Genomic DNA, 17,338 nt, shown 5'->3' on the forward strand with positions numbered 1-17,338 from the left:
ATTTGTAGTACAAATACTACAAAATAGTAAATTTACGTTTTAAAAGATATTTATTACATTGATAATCAATTGATTATAGCTACATATTAAATTTAATAATAATTTTTAAAACCAACTAGATTTTCGTTTGGTAGTTCTACCACCCAAGCCTAAAGCGCCCAAAAGTGACCTTACTAAACCATTACCTGCGGTACGCACCATACTTTTTACAATGCTGTTATTGGCAATTTTTTCGATAGTGGATGGTTCCTCTTTAGCAGATGATTTTTTAGTGGTTTGTTCTTCTGCTTCTGCTGCTTTTTCAGTGGCTTCTTCTAATTTGGCTGTTAAAATTTCGTAAGCACTTTCATTATCCACATCTACATTATACTTGGCTACTAGTTTGCTTTTTGCATTGATGTTTTGTACTTCATCGTCAGTCAATATATCCATTCTACTACGAGGGCTACATAACATGGTTTGGGCCAAAGGGGTAGGTATACCTTTTTCATTGAGCATGGTTACCAAGGCTTCACCTATACCGAGTTGTGTAATAAGATCTTCAGTTTTATAAAATTCAGTTTCAGGGTAATTATCAGCCGTTTGTTTAATCGTTTTTCTATCAGCCGCAGTGAACGCCCTTAAAGCATGTTGAATTTTCATACCCAATTGTCCTAATACTGATGCTGGTATATCCATTGGGTTTTGTGTACAAAAGAAAATACCAATACCCTTTGAACGAATGAGTTTAATAATGGTTTCAATTTGTTGAATCAATTCGCTACTAGCTTCTTGAAAAATTAAATGTGCTTCATCTATAAACAACACCAATTTAGGTTTATCGAGGTCGCCTTCTTCTGGGCTTGAGGCATAAAGTTCCGCCAACATTTGCAACATAAAAGTGGAAAATAATTTGGGCTTATCTTGAATATCCATCACCCTCAACACATTAATAACACCTTGGCCAGTATCACTAATACGCATCAAATCATCTACCTCAAAACTACGTTCACCAAAAAACACATCCGCACCTTGTTGTTGCAACTCTATTACTTTTCGCAAAATAGTTCCGGTTGACGTGGTTGATATTTTACCATACACTTTTTCTATTTCAGCCTTACCCTCGTTACCAATAAACTGCAATACTTTTATAAAATCTTTTAAATCGAGCAAGGGCAATTTATTATCATCACAGTATTTAAAAAGTAGCGCCACTACGCCACCTTGGGTATCATTTAAATCTAATATTTTACTCAACAAAACCGGACCAAACTCACTTACTGTAGCCCTCAATTTTACCCCATTTTTACCCGTTAACGATAATAACTCAGCTGGAAATTGTGCTGGTGTATATGGTAATTGAATTTGTTGGTACCTACTTGTAACCTTATCATTTACTGCTCCCAAAGCTGCAATACCACTTAAATCGCCTTTTATATCCATCAATAAAACCGGCACACTAGCATCACTCAAAAACTCACTTATCATTTGCAGGGTTTTGGTTTTACCTGTACCCGTTGCACCAGCTATGAGGCCATGCCTATTCATGGTTTTTAAGGGTAAAAATATTTTTGCATCGGGTATTACCGTACCATTGAGCATGGCTGCACCAATTTGTACAGACTCCCCTTTAAAAGTGTAACCATTTTTTATAGCATCAACAAAAGCTGCATTATCTTGCATATTATATTTTTTGTGAAAGTTACAATAAACCTTAAAATAAATTTGTTTCTAAAACGAACCTTTTTGTAGCATTAATGAAATCATTTTTTACCATATTGGTATTATGCACTGGCATAGCTAGTGTAGCTGGGTTTATACATGAAAATGAGCAACCAACTAATGTTACAACTAAAGTTGCTTTAGGAAAATTATTGTTCAACGAAAATATTTTATCGCTTGATAGCTCAGTGAGTTGTGCAAGTTGCCACAACCCAACATTAGCCTTTGCTGATACTGTTGCCTTTAGCAAAGGCATTAACGGCACCCTTACCAAACGCAATGTACCATCGGTATTAAATATGGCTAACCGACCATATTTTTTTTATGATGGTAGGGCTACAACCTTGCAACAGCAAGCCTTACAACCCATTGCTCATAAAGATGAAATGGGCTTACCCATTGCCGAAGCTGTAAACCGCCTTAACCAAAATAGTTTTTACAGCAAACAGTTTTACCACTTGTACAAACAAAAAGTAACCGAAAAAAATTTGGCCGATGTGTTGGCTGCCTTCGAAAAAAGTTTAGAAACCACCAATAGTAAGTTTGATGATTGGGCCAATAATAAAGTACGTTTTACAGCAGCAGAAGAACGTGGCCGACAGTTGTTTACTGGCAACAAAAGCAAATGTTTTGAGTGCCATTTTACTGAAGATTTTACTGATGATGGCTTTAAAAATATAGGCTTATTCAACGGGTTACAACTCAACGATAGTGGTCGGTACAACATCACTAAAAAAAAGGCAGATATTGGTAAATTTAAAACCCCAGGTTTGCGTAACGTAGCCATTACTGCACCGTATATGCACAATGGCCAATTTAAAACCTTAGAAGAAGTATTGGCCTATTACAACCAACCCAATGGCTTTTTTGCACATCAACAAAATATTGACCCTATTTTAAAAAAAGGGTTAGGGCTCACTGTACAAGAGCAAAAAGACATTATTGCCTTTTTAAAAACATTAACAGACAAAGCTTATATACGTAAGTAATGTGTGGGGCTGTGGGCTGTAATGCAGGTGGCACCAGTGGTTAGGGCTATACGCTGCAATATTTTTTTAACCTTCGGCAAAAAATATTTTCGCTGCTATCCCTGAGCCACCAAACGTAAGTACTACTATTTTACCATTTCTATAACAAGCAGTAGTTAAACCAATTATCACAATCAACATCTGTATAACATAATGTTGTAGCTTAACAAAAAATTAGGCATTATATTAGCAGTATTGATTATCAATTAATTTTATTTGTAAATAAATTTTTCATTATGGAAGCAACTAAACCTAAAATTTTACTTTGTGAAGATGATACCAACCTTGGTATGGTATTAAAAAACTATTTAGAACTCAACGATTACGATGTAACATTGGAAAGAGATGGTAGGCTAGGCTTAGCTGCTTTTCAACGTGAAAAGTTTGATATATGCCTACTCGATGTAATGATGCCAAATATGGATGGCTTCACCGTTGCAGAAGAAATTAGGGATATAAACCCAGATGTGCCTTTGTTTTTCTTAAGTGCAAAAACCATGAAAGATGATATTATACAAGGCTACAAATTAGGGGCAGATGATTATATTACCAAGCCTTTTGATAGCGAAGTATTGTTACACAAAATAAAAGCTATTTTAAAGCGTAATGAAGAAATGCACAAAGACGAGGTAAATGCTGAGTTCGATTTAGGAGCTTACCATTTTAACCCACGTTTACGTGAATTAACGGTAAATGGCAAAACGCAAACATTATCACCAAAAGAAAATGAATTGTTGAAAATGCTTGCAGAGTATAAAAATGATTTGCTCCCAAGAGAAGCCGCTTTGAAAAAGATATGGGGCAGCGATACTTATTTTAATGGTCGAAGTATGGATGTGTACATTGCCAAATTACGTAAGTATTTAAAAGAAGATGCTAAGCTTGAAATTGTAAATATTCATGGCAATGGCTTTAGGTTAGTAGAAACCTTGTAATGATACTATTAAACAAATAAAAAAAGGCTCCTCGTTTGAGAAGCCTTTTTTATTTTATACAAAGCCATTATTTTTTGTATTTTTTTTTGATGTAGCGCATAAAAAAGAAAATAATACCTACAAAAACAAATAGGTTTACGATTGACCAAATAGTGAGGTTGGTATTAATATTCAACATGTAATATGTAAATTATGTAAACAATAAATTATCGCCGCTGCCACGTAAAGGTGTTTTACCAAAGTGTTTGTACGCCTTTGCTGTTACCTCTCTACCCCTTGCAGTACGCATTATAAAACCTTCTTGTATTAAAAAAGGCTCATATACTTCTTCTAATGTACCGGCCTCTTCTCCCACTGCTGTTGCAATAGTGGTAATACCAACGGGGCCGCCTTTAAACTTATCAATAATAGTACTCAAAATACGATTATCCATTTCATCTAACCCATACTTATCAACGTTTAAAGCATTGAGGGCATGTTCGGTAATGTTCATATCAATAATACCGTTGCTTAACACCTGTGCAAAATCTCTTACCCTACGTAACAATCCATTGGCAATACGAGGCGTACCCCTGCTTCTTCCTGCAATTTCAGCTGCCGCATCGCTGGTAATTTTGGTTTGCAATATGCCTGCGCTTCTTATCAAAATATTTTTTAGGGTAGCTGCATCGTAATACTCCAACCTACTTTTTATACCAAACCTTGATAGCAAAGGTGCTGTGAGTAAACCACTTCGGGTAGTGGCGCCTATTAATGTAAACGGATTAATATCTATTTGTATGCTACGAGCCGCTGGTCCACTATCAATCATAATATCAATACGATAGTCTTCCATTGCTGCATATAAATACTCTTCTACCACATTACTTAATCGATGTATTTCATCAATAAACAACACATCATTCGGCTCTAAATTAGTGAGCAAGCCGGCTAAATCGCCTGGCTTTTCAATAACGGGTCCACTTGTTTCTTTAATATTTACATTGAGTTCGTTGGCAACAATTCTACTTAAAGTGGTTTTACCTAAGCCTGGCGGGCCATGAAATAAAATATGATCCAACGCTTCGCCTCTCAGCTTGGCCGCCTTAATAAATATGCGAAGGTTATCAATGGTTTGAGGTTGACCAGAAAAATCGGCAATTTCCCTTGGTCGTATATTATTTTCAAACTCCTTTTCTACCGAAGTTTGTTTGTTAGCATCATTATTTAAATTAGGATTTGCCATAGTTGCAAATTAACGAAATGATGTAAGGTACAGTAGTTTATCATGTTTTTATTACGGCTTTTTTATTTTTTAAATTAAATTACCGTCAGTATAAACATTATCAATAATAATTACTAACCTTTTAAACACAAATACTACCAGTAGTACAACTTTAAAATTTTAAAAAGCTACTGCCAGTTTACATTTGTAATAATGAAAAGAAGAACAAGATATTGGCTTTGTCAGCTTATTGGTTGGGGTAGCTGGGTGTTACTACAGGTATTTATTGCATACCAATTTGCACCAGAAGCCTATTTAACGCCAGCTTTAAAACGCAACTTATTTTTCTATTCAGTTTTCTGCGATTTTATCAGTTTTATTTTAATTACGCACCTCATTCGTTACATTTTAAAAAAAATGAAGTGGATGAGTTTTTCGGCAGATAAAATCTTTTTAATGTTTATTGCTGCGGTATTAATTGGCTCCACCGTTTCATTTTATTTTCAAGAATCTATCACTAAAATACCCGGCAATACTTTTGAGCGTTATGAAATAAATGAAAGAAAAGATAAAGCGGCTCAACTCGAAAAAGACTTAGGCGTTGCAAATACCACTTATTACCTATTTGAAAACAATGGCAAGCTTGATTCAACAAAATATGTAGCCTATACCCGAATTAAAAAAAGCACCGGTTGGTATAGAGATAAAAACAACCAATGGCAGTTTGAAGAACAACGAAAAGGTCGCAATTTTGGTGGTATATTTTTTAATACCATTCTAATATCGATATGGTTATTAATTTATTTGGTGTGGCATTATGTTGATAAAAACAGAAACGACCAACTAGATAAACTGCGGTTAGAAGGTGTGGTAAAATCACTTGAATTAAAAACTATAAAATCGCATATCAATCCTCATTTTATTTTTAATGCGTTGAATAGTATCAGGGCTTTGGTAGATGAAAATCCGGAAAGAGCAAGAACGGCAATAACTGAGTTAAGTAATATTTTACGCAGCAGTTTAAAAGCTGAAACACTTGAAACAGTGCCTTTACAACAAGAGTTAGATATTGTAAGGGATTACCTAGCCTTAGAACACATGCGTTTTGAAGAGCGTTTGCAAATTGAAATGGATATTCATCCTGATACACTCACACAACCTATTCCGCCAATGATGTTACAAACATTGGTTGAAAATGCTATTAAACATGGTATTAGCAAATCAGAAAATGGTGGTATCATCAAAATATCATCATACTTCAAAAACAACCACCATGAGTTAATTGTATTAAATACGGGTAATTTAACCTCGTTAAAAACCAAGGCTGATGAAGGTTTTGGCTTAAAAAGTACGCAAGACAGGCTTAATTTGTTGTACAATAAAAAAGCCCAATTTGAAATAAATGAAACAGAAAACAATATGGTACAATCAAAAGTAATTATGCCTATTGTTGCCATCTTATAACTAAAAAATTACCATCATGTACAAAGCATTGATTATTGATGATGAACGTTTGGCACGAAACGAATTAAAGAAATTATTAGCAGATTTTCCTGAGGTAGATATTATAGGCGAAGCGGCCAACGCAAAAGAAGGCATCGAAAAAATTGAAAGTTTAAACCCCGATTTAATTTTTTTAGATATTCAAATGCCGGGTAAAACTGGTTTTGATATGTTACAAGAGCTAGATAAAGCCCCTCATGTAATTTTTACTACCGCCTACGATGAATTTGCTTTAAAAGCTTTTGAAGTAAATGCGTTGGATTACTTAATGAAACCCGTAGAACCCAAGCGTATAGGCGATGCTTTGCACAAATTAAAATTAGCTGAAGAAAAAGAAATGGCTGCTTCTCTTACTGGTGTAAACCGTGGTATGCTCAGCGAAAACGACCAAGTGTTTGTGAAAGATGGTGAACGTTGTTGGTTTGTAAAATTAGCTGATGTTCGCTTGTTTGAAAGTGTGGGCAATTATGCCAAAGTGTTTTTCGGCACCAACAAACCACTTATATTAAAATCGCTCAACGCTTTGGAAGAACGCTTAGATGAAAGGGTATTTTTTAGAGCCAATCGTAAACATATTGTAAACCTACGTATGATTGAAAAAGTTGAAACCTTTTTTAACGGTGGTTTATTGCTCGATTTAAAAGGTGGTGAAAAAATAGAAGTAAGCCGCAGACAAGCCGTACGCTTTAAAGAAATGATGAGTTTATAAAAATAAAATCTATATACATGTTAAAAAAAATTGCTGTTGTTGCCATCATTTGCTGGTCGCATTTTAATGCAAGTTCACAAAACATCAACCAATTAATAACAGCTACAGAAGCGAAACGTATTGAAAGTTATTTAGCATCTGACGAGTTAAAAGGAAGAAAAACAGGTACAAAAGAAATTGATATGGCTGCAAATTTTATTGCAGCTGAGTTTAAAAAAAGTGGTTTAAAACCTTTGGGTAACTTGAGTGGTTACTTACAATCGTTCAATAATATTCGCACTAAATTCATCAATGCTAATGGCACTGCAGATGGTGCAACTATTGAAACAGCCAACATTGTTGCCATTACAACAGATTCAATCATTAACATCAATGAAAAAAGTGGCTACGTTGTAAAAACCATCAACGAAAATGATAATTTGTTAGCTGTAGCAACAGACATTTATCAAACAAAAAAGAACAGCATCGTATTTGTAAATACAGCTTTTGCAAAAGATTTTAACAGACTAAAACGCATTAAAAGAGATGGTTTTAGTATTGACTACAACACCGTATTTGTGTTATTAAATACGGTACCAACTTCTTTTCAATTTACAATTAACAACCAAGTAACGGCCAACGTTTTAACCAATGTTGTAGGCGTACTACCAGGCAAAAGCAAAAAAAATGAATACGTTGTTTTTTCTGCACATTACGATCATTTGGGTATTGGCAAAGCCAATGCTGCTGGCGATTCTATTTATAATGGTGCCAATGATGATGCAGCTGGTACTACAGCAGTAATAATGTTGGCCCAATATTTTAGCAAAATTAAAAATAATGAACGCACCATTATTTTCGTGGCATTTACTGCTGAAGAAATTGGAGGCTTTGGTTCACAATACTTTTCAAAACAAGTAAACCCTAACGAAGTGGTGGCAATGTTTAATTTAGAAATGATTGGTACAGAAAGCAAGTGGGGTAAAAACAGTGCTTATATTACTGGTTTTGAAAAATCTGACCTAGGCACCATACTGCAAAAAAACTTAGCAGGCACTGCTTTTAAATTTGAGCCTGACCCTTACCCTTCACAAAATTTATTTTACAGAAGCGATAACGCTACATTAGCAGCCTTGGGTGTTCCTGCACATACGATCTCAACATCTAAAATGGATATTGAACCCAATTACCATAAACAAAGTGATGATGTAGCATCATTAGACCTTGATAATATGACAGAGGTGATAAAAGCGATTGCATTAAGCAGCGTAAGTATTATAAATGGGAAAGATACGCCAAGCAGGGTAGCACTAAAAAATTAAACTGTAATAGCAACGCTGTGAATAGCGGCAGCCATTTCTTTAATTAACGAAGGATCTTTTTCAATAGCATTGCCTACTACAATTACATCAGCTCCGGCTTTGCAGTTGTGGTAGGCTTTTTCAGCACTTGTAATACCACCACCAATAATCAACGGCACATCAATACAACTGGCTACTTTACTAATCATTGATTCAGTAATAGGCACTTTTGCACCACTGCCGGCATCCATATAAATCAACTTCATACCCAACATTTCACCAGCCATTGCAGTACACATGGCAATTTCATTTTTATCTGATGGTAACGGTGCCGCATTGCTGATATATGATACGGTAGTAGGTGCACCTCCATCAACCACCATATAACCGGTTGACATCACCTCTAACCCACTCTTTTTAACCACAGGGGCAGATACTACGTGTTGACCAATTAATAATTCGGGGTTACGACCACTTATTAAACTCAGGTATAAAATAGCATCGGCGTATTTACTAACTTGTGATGGACTACCAGGAAATAATATTACAGGTACAGTACAATTATCTTTAATAAGCTGCACACATTCATCTAAATAACTAGATACTACCAAACTGCCACCCACCAAAAAATAATCCACCTGCGCATCTATTGATAATTGTATGAGTTGATGCATACTTTTATCGTTCACCTTATCTGGATCAATAAGTACCGCAAACGATTTTTTTCGTTGCTGTTTACGGTCAGTAAGTGATTGATAAATACGATTCAACATACAAAAGCTTAAGATTGATGCAAAAATGCTTGTTTTTTTGTTATTATCGAAATATTAACGCTACAAATAATCGTAACTTTTTGTTTGAAACGAATATATAGTAATTTTAAGGGTATGGTATCCGACATATTAAAAGAAATCATCTTTAAAACAGCCCGTAGCGGCGGTAAAGGTGGCCAAAATGTAAACAAGGTTGAAACCATGGTTGAGGGCTATTGGCATGTTCAGCAATCAAAGTATGTTAGTGAAGATGAAAAACAGTTGTTGAGTGTTAAACTTGCTAATAAAATAAATGCAGAGGGTTATTTATTGGTAAAAAACCAAACCGAACGTTCGCAGTTAGCTAATAAACAATTGGTAAAAAGTAAAATACTGCAACTTATTACAAAGGCATTAATAACACCCAAAAAACGAACTCCCACAAAAGTTACCAAAGCCGCTAAAGAAAAAAGATTGGCACAAAAAAAGAACGATAGCAATATTAAACAAGGCAGAAAAAAAGTTACAAACCATAATGAGTAAATTCAATCTTATTTATTGGTGCCTTTTACTGTTATGTGGTGCTGCTGCAAATGCTCAAGCCACTAACCTTGTTATTCACTTTATAAACAAAGCCAATAACAAAAAAATAGTATTGAATGAAGCAAGCTATACCAATAATTTTGGCGAAAGCTACCAACTCAGTAAATTAAAATATTATGTAAGCAATATTACTTTGCAGAACGGCAATACAGCCACTTACAATAAAAATGTATACTTAATAGAAAACGATACCAATAATATTATTCAAATAAACAATGTTACATTACCGTTACAAGCATTGCAATTTCAAATTGGGGTGGATAGTATTTTAAACTGTAGTGGTGCTCAAAGCGGTAGTTTAGATCCGCTCAACAATATGTTTTGGACCTGGAACAGCGGCTACATTATGTTTAAAGCAGAAGGTTACAGTAGCAATAGTACCGCTATCAATAACAAAATTGAATACCATATTGGTGGGTATTTGCCTAATCAACAAACCATGCGTACCATTTCAATACCTATCAATGCCAATCAAATAAAAAAATTCAACAACGCATTACACCTTTATGTAGCCATGAATATGGATGCATTTTGGAACCATCAATATGCTATTAAAATAGCTGAAACACCTGTTATTGCTACACCTGGCGTACTTGCAGTACATGCGGCTAATAATTTTGTAGGAATGTTTCAACAAACAGATGCTGAGTGAAATTAAAAATGATCATATCAATAATAAGTTTAACAACCTTGGCCCTTTTTTTAATAAGTGCTACCAAAAACGTATTTGTTACAACGCCGCTACAGTTAGATATTCCCAAATATTTTCCTACTCCTAGTAAAAACATCTTTGCAAAAAATAAAATAACTGAAGAAGGTTTTCAATTAGGTAAGAAGTTATTTTACGATACACAATTGAGTGTTGATGGTACAACAAGTTGTGGAAGTTGTCACCAACCTTTTGCTGCGTTCGCAACGTATGATCATGATTTTAGTCATGGTGTAAATAACAAATTCAGCACCCGTAATGCGCCAAGTTTGGTAAACCTAGCATGGATGAGCAACATGCATTGGGATGGTGCTATTAATAATTTAGAAGTACAACCTTTGGCACCTATAACAGACAGCAACGAAATGGGTGAAACCCTCCCCAACGTATTGCTGAAGTTAAAAAAAGATACGAGTTATCGTCATTACTTTAAAAACGCTTTTGGCGATGCTACTGTTACCACAGAACGTATGTTAAAGGCATTAGCACAATTTATGGGCACCTTAATAAGCGCCAATAGTAAATATGATCAAGTACGAAAAGGCACTGCACAGTTTATTGCTCCTGAAGCTGCTGGATACGAAATTTTTAAACAACATTGCAACACGTGCCATAAAGAGCCCCTTTTTACAGATAATAGTTTTAGAAACAATGGCATGCCAATAAATAAGTTGGGGGATGTGGGTCGACAAAAAATTACGCAACAACCAAGCGACGCATTAAAATTTAAAGTGCCTACTTTAAGAAATGTGGGTGTTACCATTCCGTATATGCATGATGGCCGTATGTTGACATTGGAGTTGGTGGTAAATCATTACACCAATATTGATACAACTTTACAAAACCTTGACCCCATTTTAAAAAAACGGATTCAACTCACAGAAAGAGAAAAAAAGCAATTGATTTTATTTTTGTATACCCTTACTGATACAAGCTTTACCAGAAACAAAAGATTTTTACCTGACATTGTTCAAAATTTTGAGAATCATAGGTAACCATGTGCCGTATCAAATCATTACTTTTGAAAAAAATTTATTGTAATTGAGCAGTATTAAAAAATTGGCTGGTGATACGTTGTGGTATGGCGGAAGTTCCATTGTAGCTCGTTTTTTAAACTATTTGCTTACACCTTATTTAACCCTCAAATTATCAGGAGTAGGTTATGGCGAAGTAAGCTTAATATATGCCGCTATCCCTTTTTTAAATGTGCTGTTTACTTATGGCTTAGAAACTGCCTATTTTAGGTTTTCACATAAAGAACATTCGCAAAAAGAAATATATAGCACCGCTAGTATATCCATATTTGTATCAACACTTATTTTATCACTTATATTTTTATTGAACAATAATAGCATTGCTCAATTTTTACAACTCAATAATCATCCAGAGTTTATTACATATAGTGTTTTAATAATTGCGCTAGATACCCTTACAACGTTACCGTTTGCTAAGCTGAGGCAAGATGGAAGACCAGTAAAATTTGCATTTACCCGTTTAGCAAATATTTTTGTCACGATTGGTTTAACGTATTTCTTTATAAGTGTTTGTCCTACTTTAGTTACACAAAACCCTAATGGCTGGATTGCCAAATGGTATATCAAAGACTATGGCGTAGGTTATGTTATTGTAGCCAATTTAATAGCATCTGCATTAACATTTTTGTTGTTATTAAAAGAAGTATTACACATCAACTTTTCGTTTAATGGCTCTTTATGGAAACAAATGATTATTTATGCACTACCCTTGCTCATTGCAGGTTTTGGTGGTATGATCAACGAAACATTTGACCGTATAATGCTGGGTTGGTGGGCACCAGTTACGAGTGTTGATGCAGCAAAATTTGAAGTAGGTATTTATAGCGCATGCTACAAATTATCGATATTAATTACATTGTTTATACAAGGGTTTCGTATGGGAGCCGAACCATTTTTCTTTAAACAAGCTGCAGGCGGCAACCCTCAAAAAACGTATGCTCGAGTAATGAAATTTTTTGTGATTACAATCACCATTATGTTTTTATTTGTGGCACTTTATTTAGATGTTTGGAAACATTTTATACGCAACCAACAACTTTGGGTGGGCTTAAAAGTGGTACCAATATTATTATTAGCCAATATGTTTTTAGGTATTTATTACAACTTATCTATTTGGTATAAACTCACTAATAAAACAAAATATGGCGCATACATTACTTTTATAGGTGCGGCTATAACACTGGCTATTAATGCTGCATTTATACCATACTTCAGTTATATGGCTTGTGCTTGGGCAACTTTTTTTAGCTATGGCAGCATGATGGTGATATCATTTATTTGGGGGCAAAAACATTACAAAGTACCCTACGCATGGAAAAAACTAGTAGCCTACATAGTAATTGTTGTACTCTTATTTTTTATACACAAGGGTTGTATTTATTTGTGGAGCAATACCTATTTTGATATTGCAGTAGCAAGTATTTTATTATACAGTTACCTCAAATTTTTAGGGTTGGTAGAACAAAAGGAGTTTGCAAAACTGCCGGTTATTGGTAAATATTTTATTAGTAATAAATCACCCATAAGTAATAGCTAAAATTATAGGTATTGTGACATTACTGCATACAATACTTTTTGTTCAGCTTCATTTAAATCATCAGTTACATTATTGGCTATAAAATGCAATTTAAAAGCTTTAATAGCAGCTTTTACATTTGTAACATCGTAACCAATAATACGTAAAGCATAGGTTGCATTAAAGCCCGCAGGTAATTGTACCGTACTGGTATCAGCATACCATTTACCAAAACCCTTTTTAGCTAGGGCTTCCCAAGGAAACTTAGTGCCTGGGTCAATTTTACGAGTAGGTGCAATATCACTATGGCCAATAAAATTTGTAGTAGGTATATTGTATTGCTTTTTTAATGATGCTAATAAAATAGTTAAGGTATTTAATTGGGCTTTGCTAAAACTATCTATACCATTGTTATCAATTTCAATACCTATGGAACTAGAGTTAACATCCGCATTATTACCCCATTTGCCTGCGCCTGCATGCCAAGCACGTAAGTAATCGCTAATTAGTTGATGAAGCGTACCATCTTTACAAATAACATAGTGTGCACTTACTTCAGTAGCAGGTTTGGTAAAGGTTTGCAACGTTTGCTCACAGCTATTTTGAGCCGTATAATGTAGTATCACCATATTGGGTTTACGTAACCCAAAATTGGTAGTGTAAATATTTTCAGTTGGTTGCTTAATATCATTAGGTTGTAGTGGTACCGCTTTTGTTTGTATACTTTTAGCTAACGCTTTTACTTTGGTTTTATAAATTTTGTTAGACGCTGCGTAAGGTTGCTTTGCACAAGCATTTAATAACAATATGACAGATACACTCAATAATAAACGAACCATAAATGGATTATTAAAATTTAATAAGATGTAAAACCAACATCTACCTAAATAAATATTAGGTGGTTAAAAATAAATGGCACTTTTACAAGTGCCATTTTATAAAAACTGCTTTTACATATTACGCCTGTATTGACCGCCAACACTGTATAATGCATTGGTAATTTCACCTAACGAACAGTACTTTACGGTTTCCATTAATTCTTCAAAAATATTTCCATTAGCGATGGCAATATTTTGTAAACGTAATAACATGGCTGCACTTTTATCAGCATGGCGCTGTTTAAAGGCATTCAACATATTAATTTGCAATTCTTTTTCGTCAGTAGTTGAACGTATTACTTCTGCAGGCAAAATTGTAGGTGAACCATTTTTATTTAAGAAGGTATTCACCCCTACAATTGGGTATTCTCCAGTATGCTTTAACGTTTCGTAATACAAACTTTCTTCTTGAATTTTATTGCGTTGGTACATGCGTTCCATTGCACCTAAAACGCCGCCACGTTCCGTAATTCTGTTAAACTCTGTAAGCACCGCTTGCTCTACCAAGTCTGTCATTTCTTCAATTAAGAAAGAGCCTTGGTTAGGATTTTCATTTTTAGCCGTACCTAACTCACGGTTAATAATTAATTGAATAGCCATTGCCCTTCGTACACTTTCTTCTGTTGGTGTGGTGATGGCTTCATCATAAGCATTGGTGTGGAGTGAGTTACAGTTATCGTAAATAGCGTATAATGCTTGCAACGTAGTTCTGATATCATTGAAATCAATTTCTTGCGCATGCAAGCTTCTACCACTTGTTTGAATATGGTATTTTAATTTTTGACTACGATCGTTACCCTTGTATTTGTACTTCATTGCTTTAGCCCATATTCTACGAGCTACCCTGCCAATAACACTATATTCAGGATCCATACCATTGCTAAAAAAGAACGACAAGTTAGGTGCAAAATCATCGATATGCATACCCCTACTGAGGTAGTACTCAACATAGGTAAAACCATTAGCTAAAGTAAATGCCAACTGTGTTATAGGGTTAGCGCCAGCTTCAGCAATATGGTAACCACTGATACTTACGCTGTAAAAGTTTTGCACTTTATGATCAATAAAATAGGCTTGTACATCACCCATTAACTTCAACGCAAATTCAGTTGAAAATATACAAGTATTTTGTGCTTGGTCTTCTTTTAAAATATCTGCTTGCACCGTTCCTCTAACTGATGATAATGCTTGTGCTTTAATACTTGCATATACATCTGCCGGCAATACATCTTCACCACTTAACCCTAACAAACGCAAACCCAAGCCGTTGTTCCCTTCTGGCAAAGCTCCATCAAAATTACCCAATGCAGGTACAACAGGTTTACCATCAACACCATTGTACTTCGGCAATAGGTTAATGTCGAATTTTGATTCGATGGTTTTATTAACTGTTTCTCTTAAATTATTTTCGATGATGTATTTTTCACACAATTGATCAATAGCCGCATTCATAAAAAATGCTAAAATGATGGGTGCCGGACCGTTGATGGTCATACTCACTGATGTTTTAGGATCACACAAATCGAACCCACTGTACAACTTTTTAGCATCATCAACCGTTGCAATACTTACACCGCTGTTACCTACTTTACCATAAATATCCGGACGATAAGCAGGGTCTTCACCATACAAGGTTACGCTATCAAACGCAGTACTGAGGCGCTTTGCAGGCTGCCCTACACTTACATAATGAAAGCGTTTATTGGTACGTTCGGGGCCGCCTTCACCAGCAAACATACGGGTAGGGTCTTCACCTTCTCTTTTTAAAGGAAACACACCTGCGGTGTAAGGAAACTCCCCTGGCACATTTTCTTGCAACTGCCATTTTAAAATATCGCCCCAGTCGCTGTAGGTAGGTAATATTACTTTATACAAAGTAGTGCCCGATAAACTAGTGTATGTAAGCGGTTGTTTAATGATTTTATCTCTTACTTTAAACTCATAGTGTGGTTTACGATATGCCTCTTTTAAAGTAGGCCATTGCGTAATACGTTTTGCATTTTCTCTATCGAGTTTTTCTTCTATTTCAGCTATAGCTTTTTGTAAAGCAGTGGCTGCATCATCCTTAACAAGTGTAACAGCGCCTTTGAGTTGATACAATTGTGTAGCTAAAGTACTTTGTGCTTGTACCCATTGATCGTACTCGGCAATGGTTTCAGTAATTTCAGATAAGTAACGTACTCTCTTAGGCGGAATGATTGAACCATCCATACCACCACTTTTTGCGAAGGCTGCATGTGCGCCAAAATTTGAAGCAGTTTTTTTAGCAATTACTTCCATCAATTTATCGAACAGTACATTCACACCAGCATCATTAAATTGTGCAGCGATGGTGCCCACTACAGGTAGGTCTTCATCTTTTGCATCCCACAACTCATAGTTACGTTTGTATTGTTTACGTACATCATGCAGGGCATCTAATGCGCCGGCTTTATCAAACTTGTTTAGGCAAATAACATCTGCATAATCAAGCATATTAATTTTTTCGAGCTGCGATGGTGCCCCGTACTCAGGTGTCATCACATACATACTTACGTCGCAATGTTCTAAAATAGAAGCATCGCTTTGTCCGACACCAGCACTTTCTAAAATAATTAAATCAAATGCAGCAGCCTTACAAATATTGATGGCTTCTGTAACATATTGGCTCAAAGCTTTATCACTCTCTCTAGTAGCTAAACTACGCATATACGCCCTTGGCGATGAAATAGCATTCATGCGAATTCTATCGCCCAACAAGGCGCCACCCGTTTTTCGTTTGCTCGGATCAACAGAAATAACAGCGATGGTTTTATCAGTATAGTTATTTAAAAACCTACGAACAATTTCATCAGTTACTGATGATTTACCGGCACCACCTGTACCTGTAATACCCAATACAGCAGGCTTTACAGCTGTTTTATTTGCAGCTTCAATTTGAGCTAATAATGATGAAAAATCTTCTCCATTTTCAGCCAATGTAATTGCCCTTGCGATGCTGATGATATCTTTAGCTTCGCCTAAAGCATGTGGCGCATCGGTTGCTATTGGTTCAGGTACAGCAGTTTTAGCTTTGTCAATTACATCTTGTATCATACCATCTAAACCCATACTACGCCCATCATCCGGACTATAAATTCTGGTAATACCATATGCATGTAACTCCTCAATTTCGGCAGGAAGAATAGTGCCACCACCTCCACCAAAAATTTTGATGTGTCCGCAACCGTTTTCTACCAATAAATCTTTCATGTATTTAAAAAACTCAACGTGACCACCTTGGTAGCTCGTAATGGCAATACCATGTACATCTTCTTCAATGGCACACTCTACAATTTCGGCAACGCTACGGTTATGGCCTAAGTGAATAATTTCGGCACCTTTACTCTGCAAAATTCTACGCATAATATTAATGGCAGCATCATGCCCATCAAACAAAGCGGCGGCAGTTACCAATCTTACTTTTGTTGCTGTTGTTTCACTCATATAAAAACTAATTTATGCCAG

The 17,338-nt window shown here is 35.5% G+C and carries 14 protein-coding genes; 9 read left to right on the forward strand and 5 right to left on the reverse strand.

Annotation, left to right across the window (positions count from 1 at the left end):
* Window positions 1-105: 105 nt before the first annotated feature.
* Window positions 106-1,662, reverse strand: coding sequence for a helicase HerA-like domain-containing protein (locus ACFOWM_RS06920; RefSeq protein WP_379708177.1), 1,557 nt, complete (start codon window positions 1,660-1,662; stop codon window positions 106-108).
* Between the two features lie 74 nt (window positions 1,663-1,736).
* Between ACFOWM_RS06920 and ACFOWM_RS06925 the strand changes: the two genes are divergently transcribed.
* Both ACFOWM_RS06925 and ACFOWM_RS06930 read left to right on the forward strand, forming a co-directional pair.
* Window positions 1,737-2,690 (forward strand): cytochrome-c peroxidase, encoded by a 954-nt coding sequence (locus ACFOWM_RS06925; RefSeq protein WP_379708179.1) that lies wholly within the window; start codon window positions 1,737-1,739, stop codon window positions 2,688-2,690.
* Window positions 2,691-2,965: 275 nt separating this feature from the next.
* On the forward strand, window positions 2,966-3,664 hold the full coding sequence (locus tag ACFOWM_RS06930) for a response regulator transcription factor (RefSeq protein WP_379708181.1): 699 nt from the start codon (window positions 2,966-2,968) through the stop codon (window positions 3,662-3,664).
* A 190-nt stretch (window positions 3,665-3,854) separates the two neighbouring features.
* Here ACFOWM_RS06930 and ruvB read toward each other — a convergent pair whose 3' ends face one another.
* Window positions 3,855-4,889: a Holliday junction branch migration DNA helicase RuvB gene (gene ruvB, locus ACFOWM_RS06935; RefSeq protein ID WP_379708183.1), complete on the reverse strand. Its 1,035-nt coding sequence runs from the start codon at window positions 4,887-4,889 to the stop codon at window positions 3,855-3,857.
* A 192-nt stretch (window positions 4,890-5,081) separates the two neighbouring features.
* On the opposite strand from ruvB, the gene ACFOWM_RS06940 reads away from it, so the two are divergent.
* From ACFOWM_RS06940 to ACFOWM_RS06950, 3 genes are read left to right on the forward strand one after another with little or no spacing between them, the layout of a single operon-like run.
* Window positions 5,082-6,332 (forward strand): histidine kinase, encoded by a 1,251-nt coding sequence (locus ACFOWM_RS06940; RefSeq protein WP_379708185.1) that lies wholly within the window; start codon window positions 5,082-5,084, stop codon window positions 6,330-6,332.
* Between the two features lie 16 nt (window positions 6,333-6,348).
* Entirely contained in the window at window positions 6,349-7,080 is a 732-nt protein-coding gene (locus ACFOWM_RS06945) for a LytR/AlgR family response regulator transcription factor (RefSeq protein WP_379708187.1), read from the forward strand.
* 17 nt (window positions 7,081-7,097) lie between these two features.
* Window positions 7,098-8,381: a M28 family metallopeptidase gene (locus tag ACFOWM_RS06950; protein ID WP_379708189.1), complete on the forward strand. Its 1,284-nt coding sequence runs from the start codon at window positions 7,098-7,100 to the stop codon at window positions 8,379-8,381.
* Here ACFOWM_RS06950 and ACFOWM_RS06955 read toward each other — a convergent pair.
* Window positions 8,378-9,133 carry a geranylgeranylglyceryl/heptaprenylglyceryl phosphate synthase gene (locus tag ACFOWM_RS06955; RefSeq protein WP_379708191.1) on the reverse strand — a complete coding sequence of 252 codons (756 nt, stop codon included), beginning with the start codon at window positions 9,131-9,133 and terminating at the stop codon, window positions 8,378-8,380. The two genes, ACFOWM_RS06950 and ACFOWM_RS06955, sit on opposite strands and share 4 nt — an antisense overlap.
* Window positions 9,134-9,247: 114 nt before the next feature.
* Between ACFOWM_RS06955 and arfB the strand changes: the two genes are divergently transcribed.
* From arfB to ACFOWM_RS06975, 4 genes are read left to right on the forward strand one after another with little or no spacing between them, the layout of a single operon-like run.
* Window positions 9,248-9,655, forward strand: a complete 408-nt coding sequence (gene arfB, locus ACFOWM_RS06960) for an alternative ribosome rescue aminoacyl-tRNA hydrolase ArfB (protein WP_379708193.1) — start codon at window positions 9,248-9,250, stop codon at window positions 9,653-9,655.
* Window positions 9,648-10,367, forward strand: coding sequence for an MbnP family protein (locus ACFOWM_RS06965; protein ID WP_379708195.1), 720 nt, complete (start codon window positions 9,648-9,650; stop codon window positions 10,365-10,367). Before arfB ends, ACFOWM_RS06965 begins: the two co-directional genes overlap by 8 nt.
* Window positions 10,368-10,375: 8 nt before the next feature.
* The gene (locus ACFOWM_RS06970; protein WP_379708197.1) at window positions 10,376-11,419 is read left to right on the forward strand and encodes a cytochrome-c peroxidase; all 1,044 of its coding nucleotides are present in this window, start codon (window positions 10,376-10,378) and stop codon (window positions 11,417-11,419) included.
* 46 nt (window positions 11,420-11,465) lie between these two features.
* Complete coding sequence (locus ACFOWM_RS06975) at window positions 11,466-12,995, forward strand: lipopolysaccharide biosynthesis protein (protein ID WP_379708199.1); 1,530 nt, start codon at window positions 11,466-11,468, stop codon at window positions 12,993-12,995.
* Between the two features lie 2 nt (window positions 12,996-12,997).
* Here the strand turns inward: ACFOWM_RS06975 and ACFOWM_RS06980 are convergent, their stop codons facing one another.
* Together ACFOWM_RS06980 and ACFOWM_RS06985 are read right to left on the reverse strand one after the other, a co-directional pair.
* A complete protein-coding gene (locus ACFOWM_RS06980; protein WP_379708201.1) occupies window positions 12,998-13,813 on the reverse strand; it encodes an N-acetylmuramoyl-L-alanine amidase in 816 nt (271 codons plus the stop codon).
* Between the two features lie 111 nt (window positions 13,814-13,924).
* The gene (locus ACFOWM_RS06985) at window positions 13,925-17,317 is read right to left on the reverse strand and encodes a methylmalonyl-CoA mutase family protein (protein WP_379708203.1); all 3,393 of its coding nucleotides are present in this window, start codon (window positions 17,315-17,317) and stop codon (window positions 13,925-13,927) included.
* Window positions 17,318-17,338 lie beyond the last annotated feature (21 nt).

This window comes from Ferruginibacter yonginensis (assembly GCF_042651465.1).
In the GTDB taxonomy this organism is placed as follows: Bacteria; Bacteroidota; Bacteroidia; order Chitinophagales; family Chitinophagaceae; genus Ferruginibacter; species Ferruginibacter yonginensis.